Origin of the sequence: Bradyrhizobium sp. ORS 278 (genome assembly GCF_000026145.1) — a bacterium.
GTDB lineage: Bacteria > Pseudomonadota > Alphaproteobacteria > Rhizobiales > Xanthobacteraceae > Bradyrhizobium.
This window is the reverse complement of sequence record NC_009445.1, coordinates 1444126-1467545: the sequence shown is the minus strand read 5'-3', so window position 1 is coordinate 1467545 and position 23420 is coordinate 1444126. Positions and strand designations below refer to the sequence as shown.

Annotated in this window: 21 protein-coding genes and 1 tRNA gene; 10 read left to right on the top strand and 12 right to left on the bottom strand. The window is 63.0% G+C overall.

The window, feature by feature from the left end; genetic code table 11:
- Window positions 1–23: 23 nt before the first annotated feature.
- On the bottom strand, window positions 24–410 hold the full coding sequence (locus tag BRADO_RS06470) for a VOC family protein (protein ID WP_041756181.1): 387 nt from the start codon (window positions 408–410) through the stop codon (window positions 24–26).
- Window positions 411–595: 185 nt separating this feature from the next.
- Between BRADO_RS06470 and BRADO_RS06465 the strand changes: the two genes are divergently transcribed.
- Window positions 596–1126: a ParB N-terminal domain-containing protein gene (locus tag BRADO_RS06465; protein ID WP_011924507.1), complete on the top strand. Its 531-nt coding sequence runs from the start codon at window positions 596–598 to the stop codon at window positions 1124–1126.
- Window positions 1127–1464: 338 nt separating this feature from the next.
- A complete protein-coding gene (locus tag BRADO_RS06460; RefSeq protein WP_011924506.1) occupies window positions 1465–2649 on the top strand; it encodes a cytochrome P450 in 1185 nt (394 codons plus the stop codon).
- A 109-nt stretch (window positions 2650–2758) separates the two neighbouring features.
- On the opposite strand, the gene BRADO_RS06455 is transcribed toward BRADO_RS06460, so the two are convergent.
- From BRADO_RS06455 to BRADO_RS06435, 4 genes are all read right to left on the bottom strand, one after another.
- On the bottom strand, window positions 2759–5233 hold the full coding sequence (locus BRADO_RS06455) for a DEAD/DEAH box helicase (protein WP_011924505.1): 2475 nt from the start codon (window positions 5231–5233) through the stop codon (window positions 2759–2761).
- A gap of 5 nt (window positions 5234–5238) precedes the next feature.
- Complete coding sequence (locus BRADO_RS33755; RefSeq protein ID WP_011924504.1) at window positions 5239–7440, bottom strand: site-specific DNA-methyltransferase; 2202 nt, start codon at window positions 7438–7440, stop codon at window positions 5239–5241.
- 1028 nt (window positions 7441–8468) lie between these two features.
- Window positions 8469–8543, bottom strand: a tRNA-Glu gene (locus BRADO_RS06440).
- A 384-nt stretch (window positions 8544–8927) separates the two neighbouring features.
- A complete protein-coding gene (locus tag BRADO_RS06435; RefSeq protein WP_011924503.1) occupies window positions 8928–9266 on the bottom strand; it encodes a hypothetical protein in 339 nt (112 codons plus the stop codon).
- Between the two features lie 31 nt (window positions 9267–9297).
- On the opposite strand from BRADO_RS06435, the gene BRADO_RS06430 reads away from it, so the two are divergent.
- Window positions 9298–10293 (top strand): RluA family pseudouridine synthase, encoded by a 996-nt coding sequence (locus tag BRADO_RS06430; protein ID WP_041756180.1) that lies wholly within the window; start codon window positions 9298–9300, stop codon window positions 10291–10293.
- Window positions 10294–10512: 219 nt separating this feature from the next.
- Window positions 10513–11412: an RNA polymerase sigma factor RpoH gene (rpoH, locus tag BRADO_RS06425; RefSeq protein WP_011924501.1), complete on the top strand. Its 900-nt coding sequence runs from the start codon at window positions 10513–10515 to the stop codon at window positions 11410–11412.
- 100 nt (window positions 11413–11512) lie between these two features.
- On the opposite strand, the gene BRADO_RS06420 is transcribed toward rpoH, so the two are convergent.
- Together BRADO_RS06420 and BRADO_RS06415 are read right to left on the bottom strand one after the other, a co-directional pair.
- Window positions 11513–12136: an N-acetylmuramoyl-L-alanine amidase gene (locus tag BRADO_RS06420; RefSeq protein WP_041756179.1), complete on the bottom strand. Its 624-nt coding sequence runs from the start codon at window positions 12134–12136 to the stop codon at window positions 11513–11515.
- 19 nt (window positions 12137–12155) lie between these two features.
- Window positions 12156–13382: a GGDEF domain-containing protein gene (locus BRADO_RS06415; RefSeq protein WP_041756178.1), complete on the bottom strand. Its 1227-nt coding sequence runs from the start codon at window positions 13380–13382 to the stop codon at window positions 12156–12158.
- Window positions 13383–13684: 302 nt separating this feature from the next.
- Between BRADO_RS06415 and BRADO_RS35700 the strand changes: the two genes are divergently transcribed.
- Window positions 13685–13837 carry a hypothetical protein gene (locus BRADO_RS35700; protein ID WP_244422972.1) on the top strand — a complete coding sequence of 51 codons (153 nt, stop codon included), beginning with the start codon at window positions 13685–13687 and terminating at the stop codon, window positions 13835–13837.
- Between the two features lie 172 nt (window positions 13838–14009).
- Here the strand turns inward: BRADO_RS35700 and BRADO_RS06405 are convergent, their stop codons facing one another.
- Entirely contained in the window at window positions 14010–14414 is a 405-nt protein-coding gene (locus tag BRADO_RS06405; RefSeq protein WP_011924497.1) for a response regulator, read from the bottom strand.
- Window positions 14415–14562: 148 nt separating this feature from the next.
- Here BRADO_RS06405 and BRADO_RS06400 point away from each other — a divergent pair, with 148 nt between their 5' ends.
- Complete coding sequence (locus tag BRADO_RS06400) at window positions 14563–15402, top strand: SDR family oxidoreductase (RefSeq protein WP_011924496.1); 840 nt, start codon at window positions 14563–14565, stop codon at window positions 15400–15402.
- 745 nt (window positions 15403–16147) lie between these two features.
- On the opposite strand, the gene BRADO_RS06395 is transcribed toward BRADO_RS06400, so the two are convergent.
- Complete coding sequence (locus BRADO_RS06395) at window positions 16148–16963, bottom strand: lytic transglycosylase domain-containing protein (RefSeq protein ID WP_011924495.1); 816 nt, start codon at window positions 16961–16963, stop codon at window positions 16148–16150.
- A gap of 461 nt (window positions 16964–17424) precedes the next feature.
- Between BRADO_RS06395 and BRADO_RS35600 the strand changes: the two genes are divergently transcribed.
- Window positions 17425–17943, top strand: coding sequence for a hypothetical protein (locus BRADO_RS35600; RefSeq protein ID WP_011924494.1), 519 nt, complete (start codon window positions 17425–17427; stop codon window positions 17941–17943).
- A gap of 145 nt (window positions 17944–18088) precedes the next feature.
- Window positions 18089–18403: a hypothetical protein gene (locus BRADO_RS06385; protein WP_041756177.1), complete on the top strand. Its 315-nt coding sequence runs from the start codon at window positions 18089–18091 to the stop codon at window positions 18401–18403.
- Between the two features lie 257 nt (window positions 18404–18660).
- On the opposite strand, the gene BRADO_RS06380 is transcribed toward BRADO_RS06385, so the two are convergent.
- The gene (locus tag BRADO_RS06380; RefSeq protein WP_011924492.1) at window positions 18661–19035 is read right to left on the bottom strand and encodes a thiol-disulfide oxidoreductase DCC family protein; all 375 of its coding nucleotides are present in this window, start codon (window positions 19033–19035) and stop codon (window positions 18661–18663) included.
- Between the two features lie 217 nt (window positions 19036–19252).
- Between BRADO_RS06380 and BRADO_RS06375 the strand changes: the two genes are divergently transcribed.
- Window positions 19253–19489 (top strand): hypothetical protein, encoded by a 237-nt coding sequence (locus BRADO_RS06375; RefSeq protein WP_008963614.1) that lies wholly within the window; start codon window positions 19253–19255, stop codon window positions 19487–19489.
- Window positions 19490–19723: 234 nt separating this feature from the next.
- Here the strand turns inward: BRADO_RS06375 and BRADO_RS06370 are convergent, their stop codons facing one another.
- A complete protein-coding gene (locus BRADO_RS06370) occupies window positions 19724–21907 on the bottom strand; it encodes a tetratricopeptide repeat protein (protein ID WP_041756176.1) in 2184 nt (727 codons plus the stop codon).
- Window positions 21908–22091: 184 nt separating this feature from the next.
- Here BRADO_RS06370 and BRADO_RS06365 point away from each other — a divergent pair, with 184 nt between their 5' ends.
- Window positions 22092–22277: a hypothetical protein gene (locus BRADO_RS06365; RefSeq protein ID WP_157872526.1), complete on the top strand. Its 186-nt coding sequence runs from the start codon at window positions 22092–22094 to the stop codon at window positions 22275–22277.
- A 123-nt stretch (window positions 22278–22400) separates the two neighbouring features.
- Here the strand turns inward: BRADO_RS06365 and BRADO_RS06360 are convergent, their stop codons facing one another.
- The gene (locus BRADO_RS06360) at window positions 22401–23342 is read right to left on the bottom strand and encodes a DUF817 domain-containing protein (RefSeq protein WP_011924489.1); all 942 of its coding nucleotides are present in this window, start codon (window positions 23340–23342) and stop codon (window positions 22401–22403) included.
- Window positions 23343–23420 lie beyond the last annotated feature (78 nt).

The window sequence follows — 23420 nt, the reverse complement described above, 5'->3', positions numbered from 1 at the left end:
CCCGCCGGCGGAGTTCCCGTCGCTCAGCAAGCCGTCGCCGCGCTGACCGTGACGCAATAGCCGTCGGGATCGCGCAGCGCGAATTCGAGAGTTCCCGTGTTGGGATTGCGGTGCGGCTCCTCGTCGAGCGCCTCAACGAGCCGCCGCGCGCGCTGCAAGGCGTCGTCGAACGCCGCGAGCCGGAAGAACAGCAACAGCCCGTTGCCGGGAGCGGCCGCCTGCGGCGACGTCAGCGACGGATGCTCATGCGCGCCCCAGGCGTGGCAGCACAGCAGCACGGTGCCGTCGTCGGCGATGACCTGCCCGAAATAATCATGCGCAGGCGGGATCTCTCGCAGGCCCAGCAGCGCTTGATACCACGCGACGCTGCGGGCCACGTCGGCCACGCCGATGATCGTCCACAGAAGCATGCGATGCTCCCTTGCCAGTCGCTCCCTTGCCAGTCGCTCCCTTGCCAAGCGCGCCGCTGCTTGCGGCAACCGCCGGAATGTCCCTATTGTACGCCTCGCGTGTCCGCCTTGGCGATCGTGACTCTGTCCGACCGCGGCATTGGACACGCACGCGCCCAAGAGGGCGCCCTGACGGAGTGTCGCACGTGTCCGCACCGGAAAGCTTCCCGATCGACAAGATCCACGTTCCCGACAAGAAGCGCAAAGCGCTGAAGCCGGAGCTGGTCGATGAACTCGCCGAGAGCATTCTGGAGTCCGGCCAGCGCGAGCCCATCCTCGTCCGCCGCGACAAGGATCATTTCGTGCTGGTCGAGGGCCTGCACCGCCTCGAGGCGTGCAAGGCGCTCGGCGAGCCCGCCATCAAGGCGCTGCTGATCTCCGCCGAGGAAGCCCGCCAGCGCGAGTTGCCGCCGCCGCCGCCCGATCCCGAGCGCGAAAAGATGGAACGGCTGCGCAAGCTGCGGCTGGAGAAGGAGGAAGCCGATAGGCTCGCCGCGGCGTCGCGTGGCGGCGCGAGCCCCCATGCCGCTCTGCGGCCACGCGCGCCCGCGGAGGCGAACAGCGGAAGCGGCCGCGGTTCGACGCCGAAGCCATCGCGCTCCGGCGCCGCCGTCGCCGCGCCCAAGACATTGTCCGACTGGATCAAGCAGCAGGAACGCAGCGGCGGCCGCTACTGACCACCGGCCGCTCCGCGCGGAAAACCACCTGCGGCGATTGCAGTCCGAACTCGCTTCTCTCTCAGCAACGTCATGGCCGGGCCTGTCCCGCCTGCGCGGCCGTAGCCGCTTCGGCGCGGCGAAGGCTCGGCCATGACGTTGCTGAAGGAGATACGATCCCCCTATCGCATCGCACGCCGTCGCAGCATCGCATCAGGTGCGGTGCACCACGCGTGCGCCGCGGAACGGGGGCGATCCGTCGACGTTCAGATCCGTAGTGCACCAGCATTGACGGCGCCACCCCCGCCCCTATCGTCGTCATCACCGCCGCGCCGGCCCGCACCTCACAGGAGCGCCCCATGCTGACCGCAAGCCTGGCTCCTCTCGACGAGACCATCACCATCGCCGAGCTGACGCGCGATCCCTACCCGATCTACCAGCGCCTGCGCCGCGAAGCGCCGGTGCTGCGCGTCAAGTCGGTGGGCCGGACGTTCCTCACCAAGGCGGCCGACACGAAATATGTGAAGGACAATGCGGCGCTGTTCTCGTCCGACGATCCGAACACGCCGATGAAGCGCGCCTTCCTCGCGCACACCCTGATGCGCAAGGATCACGACGAGCACCGCGCCGAGCGCATGGCGATGATGCCGGCCTTGATGCCGAAGACGATCGAAGCCGTCTGGGAGCCGCTCTACACGAAGTTCGCCAATGAGTATCTCGACCGGCTGCCGCGCGGCGAGACCGTCGATCTGTTCCCGGCGCTCGCCGGCCCGCTGGCCGCGCGCATCCTCGCTGAAGTGATGGGCGTGCCGGATGCCAGCGACGAGGAGATGCAGCGCTGGTCGCAGACCCTGATCGACGGCGCCGGCAATTTCGGCTGGACGCCGGGTCCGTTCGACGCCAGCGACCGCGCCAATGCCGAGATGGACCGCTGCATCCGCGCCAACATGGAGCGTGTCAGGGCGGAGCCGGATTCCTCTGCGCTCTCCTTCATGGTCAACGCGAAGAACCCGATCCCCGAGAGCCAGATCATCGCCAACATCAAGATCGCGATCGGCGGCGGCATCAACGAGCCGCGCGACGCGCTGCTGACGATCCTCTACGGCCTGCTGACCAACCCGGAGCAGTTGGAGGCCGTGCGCGCGGACAACACATGGCGCGCCGCCTTCGAGGAAGGCGTGCGCTGGGTGGCGCCGATCCAGGCGAGCTCACGCCTGGTGATGGAGGACACCGAGATCCGCGGCTGCCTGATCCCGAAGGGCGACACCGTGATGACCATCCAGGCCTCCGCCAACCGCGACGAGGAGCTGTTCACCGACGGCGAGCACTACAACGCGCTGCGCGACCCCAACCCCCACCAGGCCTTCGGCAACGGCCCCCACCACTGCGCCGGCGCCCACCTCTCCCGCCGCACCGTCGGCGCCATCCTGCTGCCGCTGCTGTTCGAGCGGTTTCCGAAGATGGAGCTGGTGGATGCGGCCAGCGTGCGGTGGCACGGGTTCGGGTTTCGCGGGCCGCTGGGGTTGGCGGTGAGGATGGCGTAGCCTCACGCTGAAGCTATTTGTTCTGATATTGCTTCAACACAACCGGTCTCATGACAATCAGCGATGTTTCTTATTCCAACATCGCTAAAATGTCAGTGGACGTCCCCTTTTAAGCATCCTCAAAGAGTGATTCTAAGTCCGCCGATGCTGCTAGCTTGCGAGCCTTCGCACGCGTCTTCGCTTCTGACACATCTATAAATTGCAGAGCACCGTTCTTTTTTCGGCCAATCATTAAACGCCCGAACGCCAGATGGTGTTCATCCGCAAAGCTAGCAAGCCCCTTCACTTTGGCCCAAGTATCGGTCCGACTATCGTCGTGCGGTTCCATTACATCCACGACGAATGAAGTTCCAGACTTTCGTACTATCAGAAAATCGGGATAGAACGGCTTTTCCCCGCCGCTTTCATAGGGAACACAAAGCGCCCATTCACGACGGGGTAAATTACGCAGCCAACAGACGAAATCGGGTGATTGTGCCGCCCATTCTAAACAATCCTCTTCCCAGCTATTCATATTTGCGGCGAAATTGCCAGCAAGATCGACAAACAAGTGATTCTTCCATGTCCGAGCGCCAGGCTTTTCGACGATCGTAAGCGGCAACTCCAGTTCCTGCCTCACCGCTTTACCGCTTGCTTGCACGAGCAACTGGAAGCGCGCCTTCTCCGAAGCGGGCAAGACGGCAATCTTCGATTTGTTTTTCAGCCACCAACTGTCGAAGCAACTACGCGCTACATCTTCAACTTGCGCAAGAGTCCCCGCTCGGCGGATCAGAGCAAACAGCTCAACCTTTGCCAAACCTGGATTCTCGCGATCATGAAAGCGTTTCCAATACGTCCGATGAAGCCCTTCTGACGGAGCGAGCCTGCGGCCCGCCTCCTCGAACAGGTGATCAATATTTTCAGGGGACAAAGCAATGCGATCAGTTTGACGACTTGCCACGCTCATGGTTCCGAGAGCCACGGCAGTCACGTCAACATCGATCCCACTGCCATCACTCACAATCTGTGTCCACGCAGGATCGTCAAGGGCACAGTTATCGCGCAAGTCCTTCAGCTTAGAAGTCAGCCTCTCTCGGATTTCATCATCAGCATCGACATCTATTCCGACATGCGCCAGCATTCCTGCCAAGCGCAACGCCCTTTTCACATCGCTCATCTTTGGCACGCGACTAACGCTATAGGTAGGCAATTTGCTCAGAGATGCGAACACAGTGGCAAGATCAGCATTTCGAGAATATTCGACCGCTTTCGTTGTTACTTCGGAAGGCATCCCCTCCTGCTCATCAGGGCTTCGCAACTTTGCCAAAACTCGCTCCAACGCATCAGAGTCGTAGTGCGGGAGATAAAGATCAACGGTGTTCAGAAGCTCATCACTCTCAACTCTTCTCGCGAGTGGCGCACGGATCATTCGACCGACAAGCTGAGCAATGCTTGTTGGATCTTGCGCGCGACGAAAGCTCATCATGACTTCCGCTCGCGGACAGTCCCAACCGGTAGTCAACGCAGTCTTAAACAGAACCACTTTGACTTCTGCTGCATCTTGTATCCGCGATGCATCGATGCGCCGGATGATTCTGCCGCCATAAGTGATGTCCTGCCTTTCTTGAAAACAGTGCACAATCTCATTCGGCCCGAGCGACCCTATTTGTCGCTCGACCACTTTAACTACCTCATGGAGGGGAGTACGACTCAATACAGTCTCTGTGCCATCCTCCACCTGAACCACGAGTACGGGCCGGACTATCTCGGCCTCTTTCTCTCTTGCACAATATTCAGACCACTTGTCGCGAAACTGCTTCCATCGGCTTGCCGCTTGCTCCAGGAGAGTGAGATCACTTTGAGCGCCTGTCTTCGGGCAGGTTACAACGATCAAATCCTTAAGCAGTCCGCTTGCGCGAGCGATTTCCGCAGTAATACCAACTGGACGCTGAGTCCGCGCCGTATTTCCGAGCAGATCGGTAAAACGCTGCGGCGTGGCACTCATACCAAGGACGAGTGGAACAGGTGGCAAACCGTCTTCCTCGGAGCCGGTAATGAATTTCTGCATGATTGGCTTGCGAGTTCGTTCCGCCACGCTCGCGCCGCGATGAGCCTCATCGATTACTAAGATAAAGTCCATTGGAGAGGCACTGACGGTGTTAGCGACGGTCTGCCAGAAAGTGAAATTCTTCTTGTCCCCCCCCTTCGTTAACAACTTATCTTTCCCGAGCAGTTGGGTATTGATGAAGTATACGTAACCTGCTCGCAGGCGCTCCTCATCGAATGTTTCGCTCTCCACAATAATGACCTTATTGAAGGTCACGTTTTCACAGGCGCCAATGAGCTTTGCTGCGCTCTGGTTGTTCAGTTCGGGCGAGTCGGACAGCCAAAGAAACACGGTGTTGGGGCGCGCGACGACTCCATCCGCACCGCTCAGTATCCACTCGATGACAGCAGCGACTGTAATAGTCTTTCCTGACCCGGTGGGAGCACTCAATACAACCGCTTGCAGCTTACCCTTGCCGACCGCTACCCTCGCCTCGTCAATCTCTTCGATAACGCTAAGCGCCGCATCAGTTTGGAAGGTCTTAAGCTCAACTTTCATGCGCGCTAATCCATCAGTACTTCGGCCACGTTGATCCGAAAATTCTCAAGATACTGCTTGTAGAGCTGATAGCATTTGTATTTCTTACCGAGAGCACGACGCATGAGGGCAAAGTTTTCTTCGCTATCAGTCACCAAGAAAACCCAATCAACGTCACTCCGCCCTGCCAACCGTTCTTTGAAGTGCAAGAACTCCTTTTCGCGTATTAAAACTGCATAGGGAGAGCGCGCCGGAAGGTGCCAGGCAGACGTGCCCTTAGAGTCTTCACGCTCGCCCGACGCCCCAGCAATCAACCAAAGAATTGGAAGAATCGATCGAAAAGCATCTCCTCGGGCTACCTCATCTGGCTCGAGAAAGTCGAGATTGAAATACTCGATATTCTCTTCAAAGCCGTCCGACCAACGCAGATTTTTCTCGTGCCCCTCAATGTCTAGGTAAGTCCCAGCAAGCTCTGTTCCGTCATCGCGTTTACCATTGATGACAAACTTACACCGCGGCCAAGTTACACTCTCACAGATACCCGCAGCTTCGTAATCCGCGTCTCCGGGATATATTTGTTTGCGGCGAAGCTTACCAGCGACGGTAGCACCCGGCTCATTATTAGATACGAGAATGCAACGTCGACTTCCACCAAGCTGGGCATTCAGTAGAGCTGTAGCGTGCAAAGTAGTACCTGAACCAGCGAAAAAATCTAGAACGAGAGCATTAGGGCGACTTCCAATTACAGTCAGGAGCGCATCTCGGGTAGCGTAAAGAGATTTTGGAAAAGGAAAAGCATCGCGTCGCCCGAGAATCTTGTGGAGCATACTGGTCCCGTGAGTGCCTGCGTCGTGGCGAGCGTGCCACCAGACCGTTTTGACATTTTTAGTTTTGCTCTTCGGAATCCAATAGTTGAGGGTCCAGCCTTTTGTGGTTGGGTCTTGCCTGCCTACGACCAGCCGCTTCTCTTCATGAATTTTCTTCATGGAAGACGCAATGAATCGCCAGCAGCGATGATTCCCCTCTTTGTCAATTGGCCAAACGGGCGTCAGACCATTTTTTTTCTTGAAGCTCGGTTGAGCTTCGAGAGGAAGAAGCGGCTCACCAATCTCTTCGACCACCCGCCTCTTTTCATCAATGTAGATTGGATAGAACTGATTCTTACGCTGATGCCGATAGCTAGATTCATTGCCGCGTCGACGCGCATGTCGAAGCTCCCATTGATCTAGTTCGTCCGGCGGAAATGGCAGCTCGTCTAATCCGACATCGTCGGAAAGTTGCTGTTCAAATAAAGATCCATCGTCGGAGGTTTCGTCTGCAAGCTCGGCTGGCTCGTCATCAAGCTCTTCGTCGAACTCTTCTTGAACCATCTCGGTAGAGAGCCCGACTCTTGACAGATCACGAAGCATATTCGCGTTGACGATTGCCTGCCCCGTTTTTGGGACACAAAAGAGTGCGTGCTCTTCTGTTCGGGCAAAATTTCTCTTGCCGGCACCCTTCGGGTTTATAACGATCGTTACAGTGTGACGAAGGTAAGATTCAAATACATCCTCCAGCAGCAGGCCTAAGTGGTGAAGCTCGTTCTCATCTATGGTTACGATGAGAACCCCATCGGGCTTGAGGAGATGCTTCGCGATTAGAAGCCTCTTCTTCATCATTGATAGCCACTTCGAGTGCCGGAAAGTATCGGTCTTATCAACATAGTCATTGTTGTACTTCCAGTCGCGCGCACCGGAGTTATAAGGCGGGTCGATATAGATGACGTCCACGGATGACGGGTAGCAGAAAAGCAAAAGCTGCAGGGCGTGAAAATTGTCCGCCTTAATGAGCGTGTGCCAAGGCTTCTGCGGTCCGCCTCGATTCACCCTGTCAACTGACACCAAGGTGGGATAGATTGGATCACCGAAGCGCCTGACGACAACCAGCTCGTCAATACCGACATCAACGGGCATTTCATTTTGAGTCGGCGCTTCAATCATTGGCCTAAGTGTTGCGACCCCCTTTTGAATCGATTTCACGATCCACAAGATTTCCCCTGAATCCCGTTTGCGGGCAACCGTTTCCCCGACTCTGACAGGCAGGTTTGGGAGTTGAACCGTCTCAGGCAAGTGATTCTCGAAAACCAGTCCGAATTTCTTAGCCTTCTTCAGTTCCCTAACTTCATTGCCTATCGCGATACGGAGGCCGGCGTCCGGGATTCTTGCAATCAAATCTTCAATCTTTGCCATAACGACTTTCGCTTTGCGTATCGGTCAGTTTTTAGTTCGGTCGGCAAACCTGAGCAATGTCAGGCTCGGTGTTGTTGTCTATTTTGCCAGTAAACTTCCGACTAGCTGATGATCGGTCATCGCAAGACTGCTCCGACGCGGATGCTCCCTTTTGTCTCCGGGCAAATTGAGAGAGAATTTCGTCCTCGGTAGACTTGACGGTTGATCTCTGCTGCCTGCGATTCTTCGTAGCATAATACACAATAGTCAGGTGGTGCACCGCCGATAAGCGTTGGGCGATAAGCAGTCTCACGGGCTTCGAGTTGCGGACCGCGAAGCTGAGAAGCGACTCCACTCGGGCAAGCTTATCGAGCGCTTAGCTCTATTGCGGGACGCGTCGTTTCCGCCAGATATCATTCGGTAAAGGAAGATACAAAATGGTTGCGTTAGACTGATCGCGACAGGGACGACATCGATGTCGAGCCGACGGCCCGCACGCACCGCACCCGTGCCCAAACTGCCCGTCGTGGCAGCTTGTCGCATTCCGTCGGGCAACTTAACCCTTGTGCCGTCGGGCAAATCAGATCGATGCTCCCCGCGTCTTCCGCTCACTGAAGGGGCGTTTCGCGATCGTCACGGACCGTGGAGCGGGAGATGCGGTGGCCGCCTGGGGTCGCAGTGCGCGTTTCGCGTACGGACGAACGATCCCCTCGCGGACGGTCAAGCCGTGTGGTCCCGACACCCCGACGCTGGTGTCTTGGTCGGCGACATCCCGATGACGGGGGCAAGCAAGCCCGGTCCCCTGGGAGAGCACGGAGCAGCCGTAAAACCCATCGCGCAGGGAAGGCCGGTTGTTCGGCCAATCCTGTGGTGACTGCCGCCTGCTTTCTTTTCTGCAGGCGGGCCATGGGTGCGGCCTGCACCCGGCCTTCCCTGCGCCCTTCTTTCGAGAAGGGCGTGCCTGAGAGCAAAGCTCGGACGCGGAAACGCGTCGCGAGGCTGAGGAGCCGCGCGTACGGGTCAGAGATGAAGGGTTGAGCGCCTGATGATGGCGCTCCCTAGGGGAATCGAACCCCTGTTTCAGCCTTGAGAGGGCCGCGTCCTAACCGCTAGACGAAGGGAGCGTGAGGTGAACCGCATAGCCTTGAACGCGCCGCGCCGCAAGACGGAAGACGCAATTTTCGTTGCCGACGTTGCGGAACGGTTGTCGGCACCAGCCTCAGGGCGCCTGAAGCCGGGCCTTCGGCGCGGCGCCCGCGGCGGGGTCCATCCGATAGAACTTTTTCTCCTCACCCTGAGGAGCCCGCCCCAAGGCGGGCGTCTCGAAGGGCGAGGCCCCAGCGCGGGTCTCATGGTTCGAGACGGCCCGCGAATGTGGGCCGGTGGGCTCTCACACGCCGATGGGCGCGCGCCTCCTCACCATGAGGGTCTGGCACCGAGGGCGGCGCTGCGCATCGGGGGCGGTCGTCTCGCAAGCGGCGGTGGGGAGGTTGGGCGCCCCCCTGCCCCTACGGCTCCGTGGCGAAGCGGAGGCGGCCGGTGGGTTTGAGGGTTTTGGCGTCGAAGGTGCGGATTTCGGTGGCGCCCCCCACATCCAGGGTGACCGCCAGGCGGTCGCCGGCGGTGCCGGTCGAGACGATGCGAGCGCCCTTCGGCAGCATGGCGGTGAGGTCCGGGCCTGACGCCGTGCTTCCATCGCCGCGGAAAAGGCGATAGCCGATGGCGACCAGGAGAACCGCGATCGCGACCGAGGTGGTCACGCCCGCGATCATCATCATGCGCCGCAGCCGCGCCATCAGCTGGGCCTGCTCGGGCGAGGACGGCTCGGGCGCAACGGTAGTATTCATGGACATCTCGACTTCACAATCCCACGGTCTGATGACGATCATTGTCGCCGGCGACGAAGGCTCGCCGCGGCTCGATCGCGTGCTGGCGGCGCGGCTGCCGGAGCTGTCGCGGTCGCGGCTGAAGGCGCTGATCCTGGCCGGACAGGTGAGCCTGACTTCAGACAGCTTTGGTTCGGGCGCCGTGCGCGACCCCGCTTATCACGTCACAACCGGCGACACGATCACAATCGACGTGCCGGAGGCCGTCGCGCCCGAGCCGCAGGCCGAGGCGATCCCGCTTCAGATCATCTACGAGGACGACGATATCATCGTCATCGACAAGCCCTCAGGCCTCGTGGTGCATCCCGCCGCCGGGCACGAGACCGGGACGCTGGTCAACGCGCTGATCGCGCATTGCGGCGCCAGTCTGTCGGGGATCGGCGGGGTGAAGCGGCCGGGCATCGTGCACCGGCTCGACAAGGACACCACCGGGCTAATGGTGGTCGCCAAGAACGATATGGCGCACGCCTCCTTGAGCGCGCAGTTCGCCGATCACGGCCGCACCGGCGCGATGGAGCGCGGCTATCTGGCGTTCGCCTGGGGGGTGCCGCACCGGCCGCACGGCACCATCAACGCCGCCATCGACCGCCATCCGCACGCCCGCGACAAGATGGCGGTGCGGGCGAAGGGCCGCGAGGCCATCACGCATTACGAGGTGCAGGAGAGTTTTACCGGCCGCGACGGCAAGCCGGTGGCCTCGCTGATCGCCTGCCATCTCGAGACCGGGCGCACCCACCAGATCCGGGTGCATCTCGCCCATCTCGGGCATCCGCTGCTGGGCGATGCCGTCTATGGCCCGCATTTCAAGACCAAGGCGAACCAGCTGTCCGAGCGGGCGCGGGCAGCGCTCGACTCACTCGGACGACAGGCGCTGCATGCCTATTTGTTGGTAATTGAGCACCCGCGGACGGGAGACATCATGCGCTGGGAATCGGAGCTTCCGGAGGATCTTTCTCTTTTGGGAGAGGCGCTGCGAGCGGCGCTATGACGCAGGCCGTTCAGAAAAATGCAATCATGTCAAATTCTTAATGCGCTCACACGGGGTCGTGACCCCCGGAATCCTTCCACGGGGGACGAATTTTGGTGTATGTTGCGTCTGCGTCGAATGGTCGACGCATGGAACGTCGCAAACCGGTTGGCTTTAACCAAGTGACCGTTTTGCCTGGCCCGCCGCTATCGGGGGCCTGAACCAACTGGAGGGCGCTCGATGGCCCGTACAGCTACACTGCCGGTTCTCAACGGAGAATCCGGTCTTGCTCGCTACCTCTCCGAGATCCGCAAGTTCCCGATGCTGGAACCGCAGGAGGAGTACATGCTCGCCAAGCGTTGGCGTGAGCATGACGACAGCGACGCAGCCCATAAACTCGTGACCAGCCACCTCAGGCTCGTGGCCAAGATCGCCATGGGCTATCGCGGCTACGGCCTGCCGATATCCGAAGTCGTGTCGGAAGGCAATGTCGGCCTGATGCAGGCGGTGAAGCGGTTCGAGCCCGAGAAGGGTTTTCGCCTCGCCACCTACGCCATGTGGTGGATCAAGGCGTCGATACAAGAGTACATCCTGCGGTCGTGGTCGCTCGTGAAGATGGGCACCACCGCGAACCAGAAGAAGCTGTTCTTCAACCTGCGCAAGGCGAAGAGCAAGATCTCGGCGCTGGATGAAGGCGATCTGCGTCCGGACCAGGTCAAGCTGATCGCGAAGCGCCTCGGCGTGACCGATCAGGACGTGATCGACATGAACCGCCGCCTCGGCGGCGACGCCTCGCTGAACGCGCCGATCCGCGACGACGGCGAAGCGGGCGAATGGCAGGACTGGCTGGTCGATACCTCGCCCAACCAGGAAGCCATCATGGCCGAGCACGAGGAATACGACCACCGCCGGCAGGCGCTGAACGGCGCGATCGGCGTGTTGAATGCGCGCGAGCGCCGCATCTTCGAGGCGCGGCGGCTGGCCGACGAGCCGATGACGCTCGAGGATCTCGCGGCCGAGTTCGGCGTGTCGCGCGAGCGCGTCCGCCAGATCGAGGTGCGCGCGTTCGAGAAGGTGCAGTCCGCCGTCAAGGGCGCCATCGCCAAGCAGGAGGCGGCGGCGCTGGAGGCCGCGCACTAGACGGCGCGGCTTGCTTGAAGGTGGTTTTTGGATGCGATCGGAGCCGGCGGAGACGCCGGCTTCTTGTTGAGGAAGGTTGTTTGAGAACGGTTGAAGAGAGCTAGTCCGGCGCGGCGCGCGCGAGCTCGGCCAGCGCACAGCCCTCGCAATAGCGGGCGTCCTTGTAGTCGATCCAGTTGTGCGCATAGATCCGCTCCCGCGGAATCTGGTAGCGCAGCCGGAGCAGCTTCGAGAGCACGCGCCACGCGGCGATCTGGGCGTCGGTGGCGGGCGTGGTGACGTCGGGATAGTTGCCGGCGAACTCCACGCCGATGGAATTGTCGCGCACCACCTTGCGATAGGTCGATGCGTTGTCGATATAGCGGTTGTCGTTGCGGTTGGCGCCGTCGCCATGCAGCGTGACCAGGGTTTCCGGCACCGCCCAATACACGGTGCCATCGGTTTCCACCCACAGGGTGACGCCGCGCCGTTTTGGGTTTTTGGCCTGCGCCAGCGCCCCGGCCCGCGCGGAGCCCGCCGGGCCCTCGGTCTGGTGGACGATGATGTTGGTCCAGGGGTGCGCTTTCTCCGGCGCGCCCCACGGCGCCAGCCAGACGATGTTCAGGCCAGGGATGTCCGGCGTGCCGGACGTCCGGGCGAGCGCGGCGAGATCGTCGGCGGACGCCGCGTCCATGAGAAGAAGCAGCGCGACGGCTGCCTTGAGGAAGGTTCGGATCGGCCGCATGGCCGGAACGATAGCACCGCTACTCAGCCGCGGCATCCTGCTTCGGCTGGTGCATGGCGATGGGATGGATCTCTTCGGGCGCCAAAGCGGGCGCGTCCTGGTAGACGGCGAAGCGGCTCTTGCCGTCCTTCTTGGCCGCATAAAGCGCCTGATCCGCCCGCGCCATCACCCGGTCCGGAAACGCGCCGACATCGCGGGTCCATTCGGCGACGCCGATCGAGACCTCGATCGGCACGTCGGCCCCGGCGCAAGCCTCGGCATCGTCGCGGCAGACCTGCAGGATCCGCCGCGCGATCATCGCCCCCTCGCGCACCGAGGAGGACGGCAGCAGAATACAGAACTCGTCGCCGCCGGTGCGCGCCAGCATGTCGCCCGGGCGCAGCCTGGTCTGGGCCATCAGCGTGAAGTGCTGCAGGCAGGCATCTCCGGTCGCGTGACCATAATTGTCGTTGATGAGCTTGAAGCCGTCGAGATCGATCACCAGCAACGCAAACGCCCGCCCCGAGCGCTCGGCGCGGGCGCACTCCTCGGTGAGCCGCTGCATCAGGTGGCGGCGGTTGGAGACGCCGGTGAGGTCGTCGAGCAGCGCCAGATCGGCGGCCTCGTTGCGCAGCCGGTTCACGGCCATCAGCAGAAAGCCGAAGTTCAGCGACATCGACAGGAAAATCAGCACCAGCACCGCGGCCGCCTGGCCGTTGCTCGAATGGCTGAAGTTGAAATCGGCGCCGACAAAGCCCGCAACCGAGCGGCCGGCGAAGACCGCGATGATGAGAAGCGACAACAGCCCGGCCAACCGGGCGCCAGGGTTGATCGGGCCGTTTCTTGCATCGAGCACCAGCCGCGCGATCATGGCCATCGGGATGGCCTGACCAATCGAATAGCACAGGATCCGGAGCGGGCCGTGGTCGTAGACGTCGAGAAAGAAGATGATCGACGCGCAGGTCACGGCGACCACCGCGAAGCTCAGCCGCCAGGAGGCCTTCTGGCCATAGAAGCGCTCGACGCCCATTGCGGCGAGGCAGATGGCCAGCGTCATCAGCGACGCGCCGGCGAGCAGCGGCACGTAGGATCCGAAATAGAACCGGCCGAGCGCGAACAGCGCGGCGGGCGCGCACATGAAGGCGGACGCCGTCCAGTAGCGCGCCGATTCCAGATTCGGATAGCTGCGCATCACGTAGGCCCAGATCAGGCCCAGCGCGAGGAAGTTGACCACGAAGGCGGTCCACAGCGTCGGAACGTTCAGCATCCCGACCGCAGGACGACGCAAGTCCTGTCCTTAACATTCACCAACGCCGTACTCATGGCCTTCCCTGTCATCGGCGGCAACATGAGCGCGGCGCACTTAACGGCTCCTCAATTCCTCCACCAAATTCGCGCCTTGGTTTTGAATCAATGAAGACATCATTTGGCTGCTGTTAACCCCGCTATCGCCGCTCGTCCGAACGGCGCGCGATATCCGAACGCAGCGAGCTGTGGATAAGCGTGAGCACACTGGTGACAGCGTGAGGCATCGCTCCGCGAATCTGTTGGGATTGACACCCGAGGCTGATGCATAGCTGGCCCGCGCCAGCACGAGCCTCGAAGTCGCGTTGCAATCCATCAACTCCTGACGAGGATTCCATGGCGAAGAAGGCGAAGAAGGCCGCCAAGGCCACCAAGAAGACCGCGAAGAAGACCAAGAAGGCTGCGAAGAAGAAGTAGTTGCACTTCCCGGGTGGGAGGGCGACTTCCACCCGGTCTCCGCAGGCGCCGTCCTTCCCGGCCCCATCACGCGCTCCGCCTCGGCGCTGTTCGTAATTCCAGAAATGGGGTGCCCGGGAGGGTTCGTCAATCCGGTCCGCACGACCACCGCCATCGGATCGCCAACTCCGCCCTACTCCGCTTGCCTCCGCTGCAGCTCCGGCGCGCGTTCGAGGCTCACCTCGGCCTCACGCAGCACGTCGAGGGGCGCCCAGGGCTTGGCCCAGAACTTGGCATCGCCCGGCAGCGGCTGCGACAGCGGCCGGCCCGAGGTGACCACGATGTTGATGTGCGGATGGCGCGCCCGCGCGATATGCGCGAGCTCTACACCGCTCATCCGGCCCGCGAGGTTGACGTCAGTCATCAGCAGCACGACCCGGTTGCCCGGCCTGTTCAAGACCAACTCCGCCGCCTCGGCACTCTCGCACGCGATCACGTCATACTCGCTCTCCTCGAGCAGCAGCGAGATCATCTCGCGCTGCGTCGGATCGTCCTCCACGATCAGCGCCGTGGCGCGGAACGGCTGCGACTGTCCCATGCAATACCTCCAAAAAACGTGCCTTCCCATTTGCAGTCTGAGTTAAAAGCAAAGCCGGCAGATGGTTCGGTTCCAATGCGAAAAAGTGACGCAAGGTGATCGCGGCATTTGGAACGCGGGCCGCGAAGCGAAGGGGCAGGATGCGGCAATGACGGCAATCGACAAGGCGGCCGCGGCGATCACCGGCGCGGCCAGCGGCATCGGCCGCGCACTGGCGCTGGAAATGGCCGCGCGCGGTTGTGATCTCGCACTCGCCGACCGCGACGAAGCCGGCCTTGCGAGCGTCGCGGCGGAGCTTGCCGCGTCCGGCCGCAAGGTCACGATGCACCGGCTGGACGTCAGCGATGCGTCGGCGATCGCGCAATTCGCCGCGGACGCCACGGCTGCGCATCCCGCTCTCAACATCGTCGTCAACAACGCCGGCGTGGCGCTGTTCGGCGCCTTCCACGAGATCGAGCAGGCCGAGATCGAGTGGCTGTTCAATATCAATTTCTGGGGCGTCGTGCACGGCACCCGCGCGTTCCTGCCGCATCTGTCGCGCCAGCCGGAAGCGCATATCGTCAACCTGTCCTCGATCTTCGGCATCATCGCGCCGCCCGGCCAGTCCGCCTATGCGGCAGCGAAGTTCGCAGTGCGCGGGTTTTCCGAGAGCCTGCGTCATGAGCTCGCGACGGCGAACAGCCCGGTGAAGCTGTCGGTGGTGCATCCCGGCGGCGTCGCGACCGCGATCGCGCGCAACGCCCGTGCCGGCACAGGCATGACGGACAATGCGCGCCGCGTGCAGGCAATCGAGCGCTTCGAGCGGCTCGCCAAGACCAGCCCTCGCGACGCGGCGCTGCGCATCATCCAGGGCATCGAGCGCAACGAGCCGCGCATCCTGATCGGCGGCGATGCGCGCTTCATGGACCTGTTGCAGCGGTTCATGCCCGGCACCTATTGGAAGGTGATGGCGAAGCGGCTGGAGAAGGCGGCCGCGAAGGAAGGGTGAAACTCAGGATAAGCGAAACTTGTCTCGCGGCGCGTGATGCGTCCGAGTTGTGTACCTTCGCCGCCCTCGTCGAGATGGAGGGCGCAGGGAGAGCCAGGCCTCGGCTGAGGCCTGCGGCCCGCGTGCGAAGAAAATGCACGCGGCGGTCACCACAGGTTCAGCCGGACGGACCCGGCCCTCCCTGCGCAATGGGTTGACACCTTATACGTGGTCTCCCTGGTGCGCCGGGCTTTTTGGCCACCATCCCCAAGGCAACGCGCTAGCATGACCCGGGTTGATACCAGCTTCGGGGTATCGGAACGCCACGATTTCGGCGTGCGCATCGCTCCGTTCGTCGGCGCGGACAAGCCACGCTGCGGAGCTCTGCGCCCATCGCATCCAACGGCCCGCGCCTCGAGACGATCGCGAAACGCCCCTCCGGCGGGCCGGGACGAGCGGAAATGTGCGGCTGATTTGCCCGACGGCACAAGGGCGCATCGTGCGACAAACTAACACGACGGGCAGTTTGCGCATGGCGGGTATGTGGCCCGTTTTCTTCGATCGTCATTCCGGGGCGTGCGCAGCACGAGCCCGCAATGACGGCGTGGATGGGGTGAGCGCTGTAGCGACACTCGAAGCTGGATCGCCCGGCTTGACCGGGGCGATCCAGTATTCACAGCGAGTCATTTCCGAGCAGAGCCGGCACGGCGTACTGGATGTCCCGCCTTCGCGGGGCATGACATCGAAGATGAGGGGACGGCGTGCTTCACCGCCCCATCAATTGATCCGCATAGTAGCCGATCGTCTTTCGGTAGATCACCGCCCTGTTCCACTCGCGCATCGCATCGAAATTCGCCGAGCCCTCGTCATAAGGCTGGCCCATCTTGAAGCCGTTGCTGTGCAGCAGGTTGGCGGTGGAGGCCAGCACGTCGGCGGTGGAGTGGCGGAGGTCGACGCGGCCGTCGCCGTCGAAGTCGACGCCGTATTTGATGTAGGACGAGGGCAGGAACTGGGTCTGGCCGATCTCGCCGGCGAAGGCGCCGATCAGGTCGCGCAAGCCGAGATCGCCGCGCTCGACGATCTTCAGCGCGGCCAGCAGCTCGGTCTGGAACAGCTCGGTGCGGCGGCAATCATGCGCGAGCGTGGCGAGCGTGCGGATCACCGGCAGCTTGCCCATGTCGCCCTTGCCGAAATCGGTCTCGAGCCCCCAGATCGCGACCAGGATCTGACGCGGCACGCCGTATTGCTGCTCGATCTTCGACAGCAGCGCCGCATGCCGCTGCAACATCGCTCGGCCACCATTGACGCGCCCCGCGCCGACGCGGGTCGAGACGTACTGCTCGAAGCTCTTGTTGAAGGTGTAGCGCTGGCGGCGGTCGAAGGCGAGCACGGCGGGATCGAGCGTGACGCCAGACAGCGCCTGGCTGACCGTGCCGGCCGAGACGCCGGCGCTCTGCGCTTCAGCGGAGACGTTCGCGATGAAGGTATTGAAGTCACCGCCGCAGCGCGCGGCCTGCGCGGAGCCGGCCGCGACATAAGCGGAGAACGAGGCCGCGAACAGCAAGGCAAGACGACGGAGCATGCGGGGATCCCTGATGATTCATCCAATCGAAGGCGATCATGCCATGGCGGAAAGCGCGGCGTCAAAATGATGGCAGGCCGCTGTGTGATCCGGCTGTGTCATGGAGCTTGTTTATGGGTAAGATGTTCGACGAACTCGTCGCGTCAGAAAACGCCCGCCGCGCGGCGAGCTGGCGGTTAATGCGCCCTCGCCCCTTGTGGGAGAGGGCATGTAGGACAGCACAACGAACTCGGTTTGGTGAGGGGTCTCTCTCCGCGGGCGACGCTCGCGGAGAGAGACCCCTCACCCAACCGCATTGTCTGATGGGCCGTACATGCCCTCTCCCACAAGGGGCGAGGGCACTGTATCGAGCAGCGATGTTGCTGAACCCGCGTGTACCCCTCCCGCATATCCCCCCTTGATCCTCGTCAATACCGCGCCATGCTCACTTCCTAAAATTCCGCGCAAAAGGAGACGACGCCATGATCGGGATTACGCTGACCGCCGACCAGATCCGCTCGGCGCCACCGGAGGTGCGGCGCTGGATCGAGCATCAGGTGCTGGCGGGACTCGGGCTCGGCCCGGAGGAGGCGCCACCGGCGCCCCCCGCGCTGCCGGTGCCCGGCGCGCATCTGGTCGCCTGCAGCGCCGACGACGCCGGCAAGATCCTGGCGCAGATCCAGGGCGTGCTGCCGGCGGTCAACGTGTTCTTCGAATTCGGCCGCCCGGGCATCGCTCTGGGCCAGCCGCCGGTGATGATGTTCCGCCTGATCGACATCCTGCATCACACCCGGCTGCAGAACATCGGTCAGGTGATGGCGTCGCTGGAGCTGATCAACAAGGCGCTGATCGAGACCCGGAAGGATCCCTCGGCGCGGTTCTGCGGCTTCGATCACGAGGGCCATTGCCTGATCGCGCCGGAGACGCAGCGCGCCATTGCCGGCGTCTGGCAGAGCGTGATCGCCAAGCAGCACGGCGTGGCCGAAGGCGAGGCGGCCTGACAGCGCCGCGGCGCCGCGAACCTGTTCCAAAACGATGCAAGATCCGGTCGGATCAGCCCTGTCCGGACCGGGCGGTTCCGGCCTTGAGTGGGGCGCGATCGGTGCTACGATTCCGCCGTCGTTCACGATCTTCAGGAGATCGCCGATGCCGCGAAGTCAGCACCGAGTGCTGCAATCGCCCCTGTTCCGCCTGCTCGCGATCAACCTCGCGCTCGGGCTCGTGATGGCCGTGGTGCTGGTCGGTGGCCTGCTGCTGCTCGATCCCTGGGGCCTGCGCCACCTGATCTTCGCCGATCACTCGCCGGGCGTCGCCATCGGCCTGCTGCTCGGCTCGTTCTTCGTCACCTTCGGCTCGACCGCGATGGGCACCGCGATCATGGCGCTCGGCGGTAGCGACGATGAGGACGGCCCGCGCGGCGGCACGAGGGTGCATGCACGGGTGAAGGTGCGCGGAAGATGAACGCAAGCCGCTGCTCCACCCGCGGTGCGCTCCCTTCCCCCTGCAGGGAGGGATCGGGGGTGGGGGTCTCCGGGTGTTGACCTCAGTGAGATGCGCACAACAACACGGGTGCGAGCACCAATTCGATCGGTGCTTGGAGACGCTCAGCGAGAGCTGTACGTCTCAGCGGCAGCGCGATTCGTGGACCCCCACCCCCGACCCCTCCCCGCAAGGGGGAGGGGAGCGCACCGGCCCCTGGGGCGAGAGCAGGCTCCGCCTCACCAATGGCCCTTGCGCTTGTTCCAGGCGAACAGCACGTCCGCAAACCGGTCGTAGCCGAAGCGCGTCAGCGGGCGTAGCACGCGATTGCCGAGCAGCGTGGCGAGCCAGCCCTCGCCCGGCGTCAGCTTCCACAGCAACAGCGCGACGTCGGCGCCGGTGATCAGCTGGCCGTCCTCGTCGGTGGCGTGCAGCCGACGGCGGACATCGTCGACATCGGCGCCGAACGCGGCCAGCGCCTCCGGCTGCTCGTTGATGTCCTTGAACGCGATGCGGCCCGACTTCACCAGTGCCAACAGCTTGTTGCGCTGCCAGTCGATGCCGGCGTCGCAGACCGGACAGCGCGTGTTGTACCAGATGGTCAGTTGCGGCATCGACATGGGCTGTATTCGGTGCGAATGGGACATGCGCGATGAACGCACTTTCATCCGGCAAAATCGAGGAGTTTTGGATCTGCTGGTCCGGCCCGCGATCCGTTCGGGCGTCCTGCCGATTCCACGAAAACCATATGACGAAAATGTCAAATTCGGGCGCCGGATAAGCATTTTCTGGCATTGACCGGACCGCCTCCGCCGCCGTAAAGCGCCATCCATGGCGAAAAAACCCGGCTCCAATCCCAAAGGCGAATTCGCCTTCTTCAACGTGACCTATGAGGACGGCTCGCAGCGCTCCAACCGCCGCGTTCCGGCCGAGTTGCTCGGCGGCCTCGACGGCGACGAACCCGCGCGCGGCTTCATCATGGAGCAGGACCGCGACATCGCCGAAAAATCCGGCCGCCCGCCGCTCCAGATCAAGTCGCTGGAGCGCGTTGGGGCAAAGAAGAAGTAGCCGGCCGAGCTGCTGTAGGGTGCGCAAAGGCGCGCCCGAACTGCTTCTGCGACGAAGACAGCCTCACGCGCCCTGCCCAGCATTCGGAGCGTACCACGGGGCGCGGCGGGTACGGCGCGCGACAGCATCTCCGGCTTCACCCCGCACCAGCTCCTTTACCCGCCCTACGGCAGCGCGCGCCATGCGGCTCGGCTGTGCTCACAGAGCGGGGCCAGTTGTCGAGAACACAGGCGCTCAGGCCCGCCGACCGCGGCAATAGGTCTGCCACATCGTGCGATAGGCCGCTTCGACAGCCCTGGTGTAGACGGACGGAGCGCAGCGTTCCGCGATGAGGTCGGGGAGCTGGCGACGGAGCGTGTTGAGCCGGTCCGGCGTCGCGCGCAAGGCGATGTCCACATACTCATCGTCATCGGTGGCGACCCAGTCGGCCATGCCGATCGCCGACAGGATCGCGCCGCCGGCCCGGCTGCACATTCCGTTGCCGAGCTTCGATACGACCGGCACGCCCATGTGCAGGGCTTCCCAGACCGAGACGCCGCCGCCATTGGGAAAAGGATCGAGCCAGATGTCGATCAGCCGGTGCGCAGCCAGATGCTCGTCGCGGGAGGTCGGCCCGATCAGGTCGATACGCTCCGGCGCGATGCCGCGCGCGGCGAAGTCGGCCAGCAGCCTGGCCTGGATCGCAGCATCGCTGAGCAGATAATCCTTGACCAGCAATCGGGCGGCGACGTCGGCGCGCAGGATGCGGGCCCAGACGTCGAGGACGGCACTGGACAACCGGTTCGCCCTGGTGAACGCGCCGTAGGTGACATGGCCGTTGGACGTCACCGGGGCCTCGAGGCTGCGCAGTCCCGAAGGCGGCGGCTCGATGATGATCAAGCTTGGCAGATCGTAGATCTGCTCCGTAAACAGGTGACGCATCTCCGGAGGCGCCATGACCGGATCGCCGAACAGATAATCCATCGTCGCCAGGCCGGTGCCGGTCGCATGGCCCCACGCGGTGACCTGGATGGGGGCCGGCTTGCGCGCAAAGGTGCTCAGCCGGTTGCCGCGCGAGTGCCCGGACAGGTCGACGAGGATGTCGACCTTGTCGACCCCGATGCAATCTGCGAGCTGATCGTCGGACCATTGCGTCACGTCGCGCCATCGATCGGCGGCCTGCCGGAACGTGTCCGTGATCGCGTCCTGAATCGGCGAATTCGAGTAGCAGATCACCTCGACCTGCGACTTGTCATGGCTCTGGATCACGGGGCGGAAGGTGCGGGCGGCGGAATGCTCCTTGAAATCACCCGACACGTAGCCCACGACGATCCGTCGATCGGGATCGGGATCATTGGCATGGTGAGGCGGATGCATCTCGGCGATCTTGGAGCCGATCCGGCGCCACCACTCCGACCGGGCCGCCTGATGCTGAGCAAAGCCGACCTCGCAGAAATCCAATGAGAAGATCCGGCTCTCCAGCGCGATCTCGTCGGCCGGGTCGATCGCGAGCGCGGCATCGAAACAGGCGACAGCGGCCTGCGCATCGCCCAGCAGCGCGTGGCATTGACCGATCTGGTTCAGCGCCTTTGCCGAGTTCGGCTCGATCGCGAGCGCACGCTGGCAGGCCTCCAGCGCCTCGCTCACCTGCTTGTTCAACATCAGGACATTGGCGCGGCCGAGCCAGCCCAGCGCAAATTGCGGATCGAGCGCGATCACGCGGTCGAAATCGTGGAGCGCGTCGGCGTTGCGTTTCAGCGTCAGGAACGTCTCGCCGCGATTGATCAGCGCAATCGTGTCGTCCGGCGACAGGGCCAGCGCCCGGTCGAAATCGGCGATCGCCTCGTCGGCGCGGCGCAGATCCTTGAACGCGCAGCCCCGATTGATCAGCGCGGCCAGATGCGTGGGATGGGCCGCGAGCAGCTGGTCGTAGCACGCGATCGCATCGACGAAGCGGCCGAGATAGTGCAGCGCTTCGCCCTTGTTGATCAACACGTCCAGCCGCTGCGGATTGATCAGCATGGCGTGGTCGTAGCTGACGGCCGCGTCGGCGAAACGCCGGAGACGCGACAACAGCTTGCCGCGCTCCAGATGCGCGTCGAAAAGATCCGGCTTCAAGGCGAGGAGATCGTCGAAGCAGCTCAGTGCCTCGCTGTCCCGCTGCAGCGCGGACAGGACGACCGCCCGCGCATACCGCGCCTCGACGGACCGCGGCTCGACCAGCAGCGCCCGCTTCAGCAGGCGCTCCGCCTCGTCGGACTTGCGGCTCTGGTGTTCGGACAGTCCAAGCTGATACAGCGCGCCGAAATGATTTGGCCGCTTCTTGAGGATCTTCCTGTAGCCGGCCTGAGCCTTGGCCAGATCGCCGGAGCGGTGAAACGCGCTCGCCTGGGCGAACAGGTCGGCGACATCGTCGCGCTTCCGCAAGGCTGGCTGCATGCTGAAAATGTCCAGGGATCGGCCGCCATCGTCATGTTCTGTCACGACAGGGCAGAATGCCGGAATGCGAGCGTCATTCGGTCGCCCGCCGGAGCTTCGGTGAGAGGCGTAAACAATTCATTAAGCATGTTGCGAGGGGCAGTGCGGTGCGAATGCGATCATGCGCCCTTTCCGCGATGCTGTCGTGTCCACGTCCGTCGTGGTCATGGGAAGGCTACTCGGCGGCGTCGACGGCGACGACCGTGCGCGCAGCTTCATCATGGAAGATCGCCCATCGCCGAACAATCCGGCCGCCCCGCCGCTGGCGATCAAGTCGCTGGAGCGCGTCACGGCGAAGAAGAAGTCGCTCAGCCGCGCTCCCGTAGGGTGAGCAAAGCGCGTAAGCGCGTGCCCACCATCAGCAGCCTGCCGCGACGCGCGGTGGGCACGGCGCGCGACACCGCTGCCTGCCTCACCACCGTGCCAGCGCCTTTGCCCACCCTACGGCAGCGCGCTACGCGGCTTGCTTCTCGCGCTCCGGCAAGTGTGCGTTTGCCTTGATGTCCATCCCCCGCGGCCGGTTGATCAGGCTGACCAGCGTGTAGCTGATGATCAAGAGCAGGACCCACGAGCCGAGCTTGGCGGGCGACACCATCGCCCAGCCCTGCGCCTGCGCCGGATAGATCCAGGTGCGCGACAAGGTGCCGATGTTCTCCGACAGCCAGATGAACAGCGACACCAGGATCAGCCCGAGCAGCAGCGGCATCGACCGGTGCACGCGCCAGACCTTGAAGTGCACGGTGGCGGGCGCGAACAGCAGCGCGGCCCAGCCGAACAGCACGAGCCGGAGATCGAGGCCGTAATGGTCGGTGAAGAAGTTGAGATAGATCGCAGCGCTCAAACCGATCAGCCAGCGCCGCGAGGGATGGCCGGTGAAGCGGAAATCGAACAGCCGCCAGACCCGGCAGAGATAGCTGCCGATGCAGGAATACATGAAGCCGGAGAACAGCGGCACGCCGCCCAGCCGGATCAGGCTCGGCTCGGGATAGATCCACGAGCCGGTCGCGGTCTTGAACAGCTCCATCGCGGTACCGACGAGATGATAGATCAGGATGACCTTGGCCTCCTCCCACGTCTCGAGCCCGAGCGCGAGCAGCGCGACCTGGACGCCGAGCATGCAGAGCAGCAGGAAGTCGTAACGCGCGAGCGGCGCCTGCGCCGGGTAGAACCGCCACGTCAGAAGCATCAGCGCCACCGCGATGCCGCCGAACAGACAGGCCCAAGCCTGCTTCACGCCGAAGCGGAGGAATTCGTAGAGGAAGGAAGTGAGGGGTGTTTCGGCTGCACGGGTTGCGAGCCGGGCTTCGGCGGCGATGAAGGGGCGCAGGGGCGGCCAGATGGCCGCGGCGCTTGGGATGTCGCTTGATGAGAATGAAGGAGGATTGTCGTTGTGCATGAAGGGGGGGGGACCGGTGGGGGACCTCATGCGTAGCAGCGGCACCCTGCGCCATGTCAGCGGAAAGTTCGGCCTTCT

What these genes read in the sequence shown, in the direction of transcription:
- BRADO_RS06470 (WP_041756181.1), bottom strand. Translation starts at nt 410, where the DNA reads ATGCTTCTGTGGACGATCATCGGCGTGGCCGACGTGGCCCGCAGCGTC.
- BRADO_RS06460 (WP_011924506.1), top strand. Translation starts at nt 1,465, where the DNA reads ATGCTGACCGCAAGCCTGGCTCCTCTCGACGAGACCATCACCATCGCC.
- BRADO_RS06455 (WP_011924505.1), bottom strand. Translation starts at nt 5,233, where the DNA reads ATGAAAGTTGAGCTTAAGACCTTCCAAACTGATGCGGCGCTTAGCGTT.
- BRADO_RS33755 (WP_011924504.1), bottom strand. Translation starts at nt 7,440, where the DNA reads ATGGCAAAGATTGAAGATTTGATTGCAAGAATCCCGGACGCCGGCCTC.
- BRADO_RS06435 (WP_011924503.1), bottom strand. Translation starts at nt 9,266, where the DNA reads ATGAATACTACCGTTGCGCCCGAGCCGTCCTCGCCCGAGCAGGCCCAG.
- BRADO_RS06430 (WP_041756180.1), top strand. Translation starts at nt 9,298, where the DNA reads ATGACGATCATTGTCGCCGGCGACGAAGGCTCGCCGCGGCTCGATCGC.
- rpoH (WP_011924501.1), top strand. Translation starts at nt 10,513, where the DNA reads ATGGCCCGTACAGCTACACTGCCGGTTCTCAACGGAGAATCCGGTCTT.
- BRADO_RS06420 (WP_041756179.1), bottom strand. Translation starts at nt 12,136, where the DNA reads ATGCGGCCGATCCGAACCTTCCTCAAGGCAGCCGTCGCGCTGCTTCTT.
- BRADO_RS06415 (WP_041756178.1), bottom strand. Translation starts at nt 13,382, where the DNA reads ATGCTGAACGTTCCGACGCTGTGGACCGCCTTCGTGGTCAACTTCCTC.
- BRADO_RS35700 (WP_244422972.1), top strand. Translation starts at nt 13,685, where the DNA reads ATGCATAGCTGGCCCGCGCCAGCACGAGCCTCGAAGTCGCGTTGCAAT.
- BRADO_RS06405 (WP_011924497.1), bottom strand. Translation starts at nt 14,414, where the DNA reads ATGGGACAGTCGCAGCCGTTCCGCGCCACGGCGCTGATCGTGGAGGAC.
- BRADO_RS06400 (WP_011924496.1), top strand. Translation starts at nt 14,563, where the DNA reads ATGACGGCAATCGACAAGGCGGCCGCGGCGATCACCGGCGCGGCCAGC.
- BRADO_RS06395 (WP_011924495.1), bottom strand. Translation starts at nt 16,963, where the DNA reads ATGCTCCGTCGTCTTGCCTTGCTGTTCGCGGCCTCGTTCTCCGCTTAT.
- BRADO_RS35600 (WP_011924494.1), top strand. Translation starts at nt 17,425, where the DNA reads ATGATCGGGATTACGCTGACCGCCGACCAGATCCGCTCGGCGCCACCG.
- BRADO_RS06385 (WP_041756177.1), top strand. Translation starts at nt 18,089, where the DNA reads ATGCCGCGAAGTCAGCACCGAGTGCTGCAATCGCCCCTGTTCCGCCTG.
- BRADO_RS06380 (WP_011924492.1), bottom strand. Translation starts at nt 19,035, where the DNA reads ATGCCGCAACTGACCATCTGGTACAACACGCGCTGTCCGGTCTGCGAC.
- BRADO_RS06375 (WP_008963614.1), top strand. Translation starts at nt 19,253, where the DNA reads ATGGCGAAAAAACCCGGCTCCAATCCCAAAGGCGAATTCGCCTTCTTC.
- BRADO_RS06370 (WP_041756176.1), bottom strand. Translation starts at nt 21,907, where the DNA reads ATGCAGCCAGCCTTGCGGAAGCGCGACGATGTCGCCGACCTGTTCGCC.
- BRADO_RS06360 (WP_011924489.1), bottom strand. Translation starts at nt 23,342, where the DNA reads ATGCACAACGACAATCCTCCTTCATTCTCATCAAGCGACATCCCAAGC.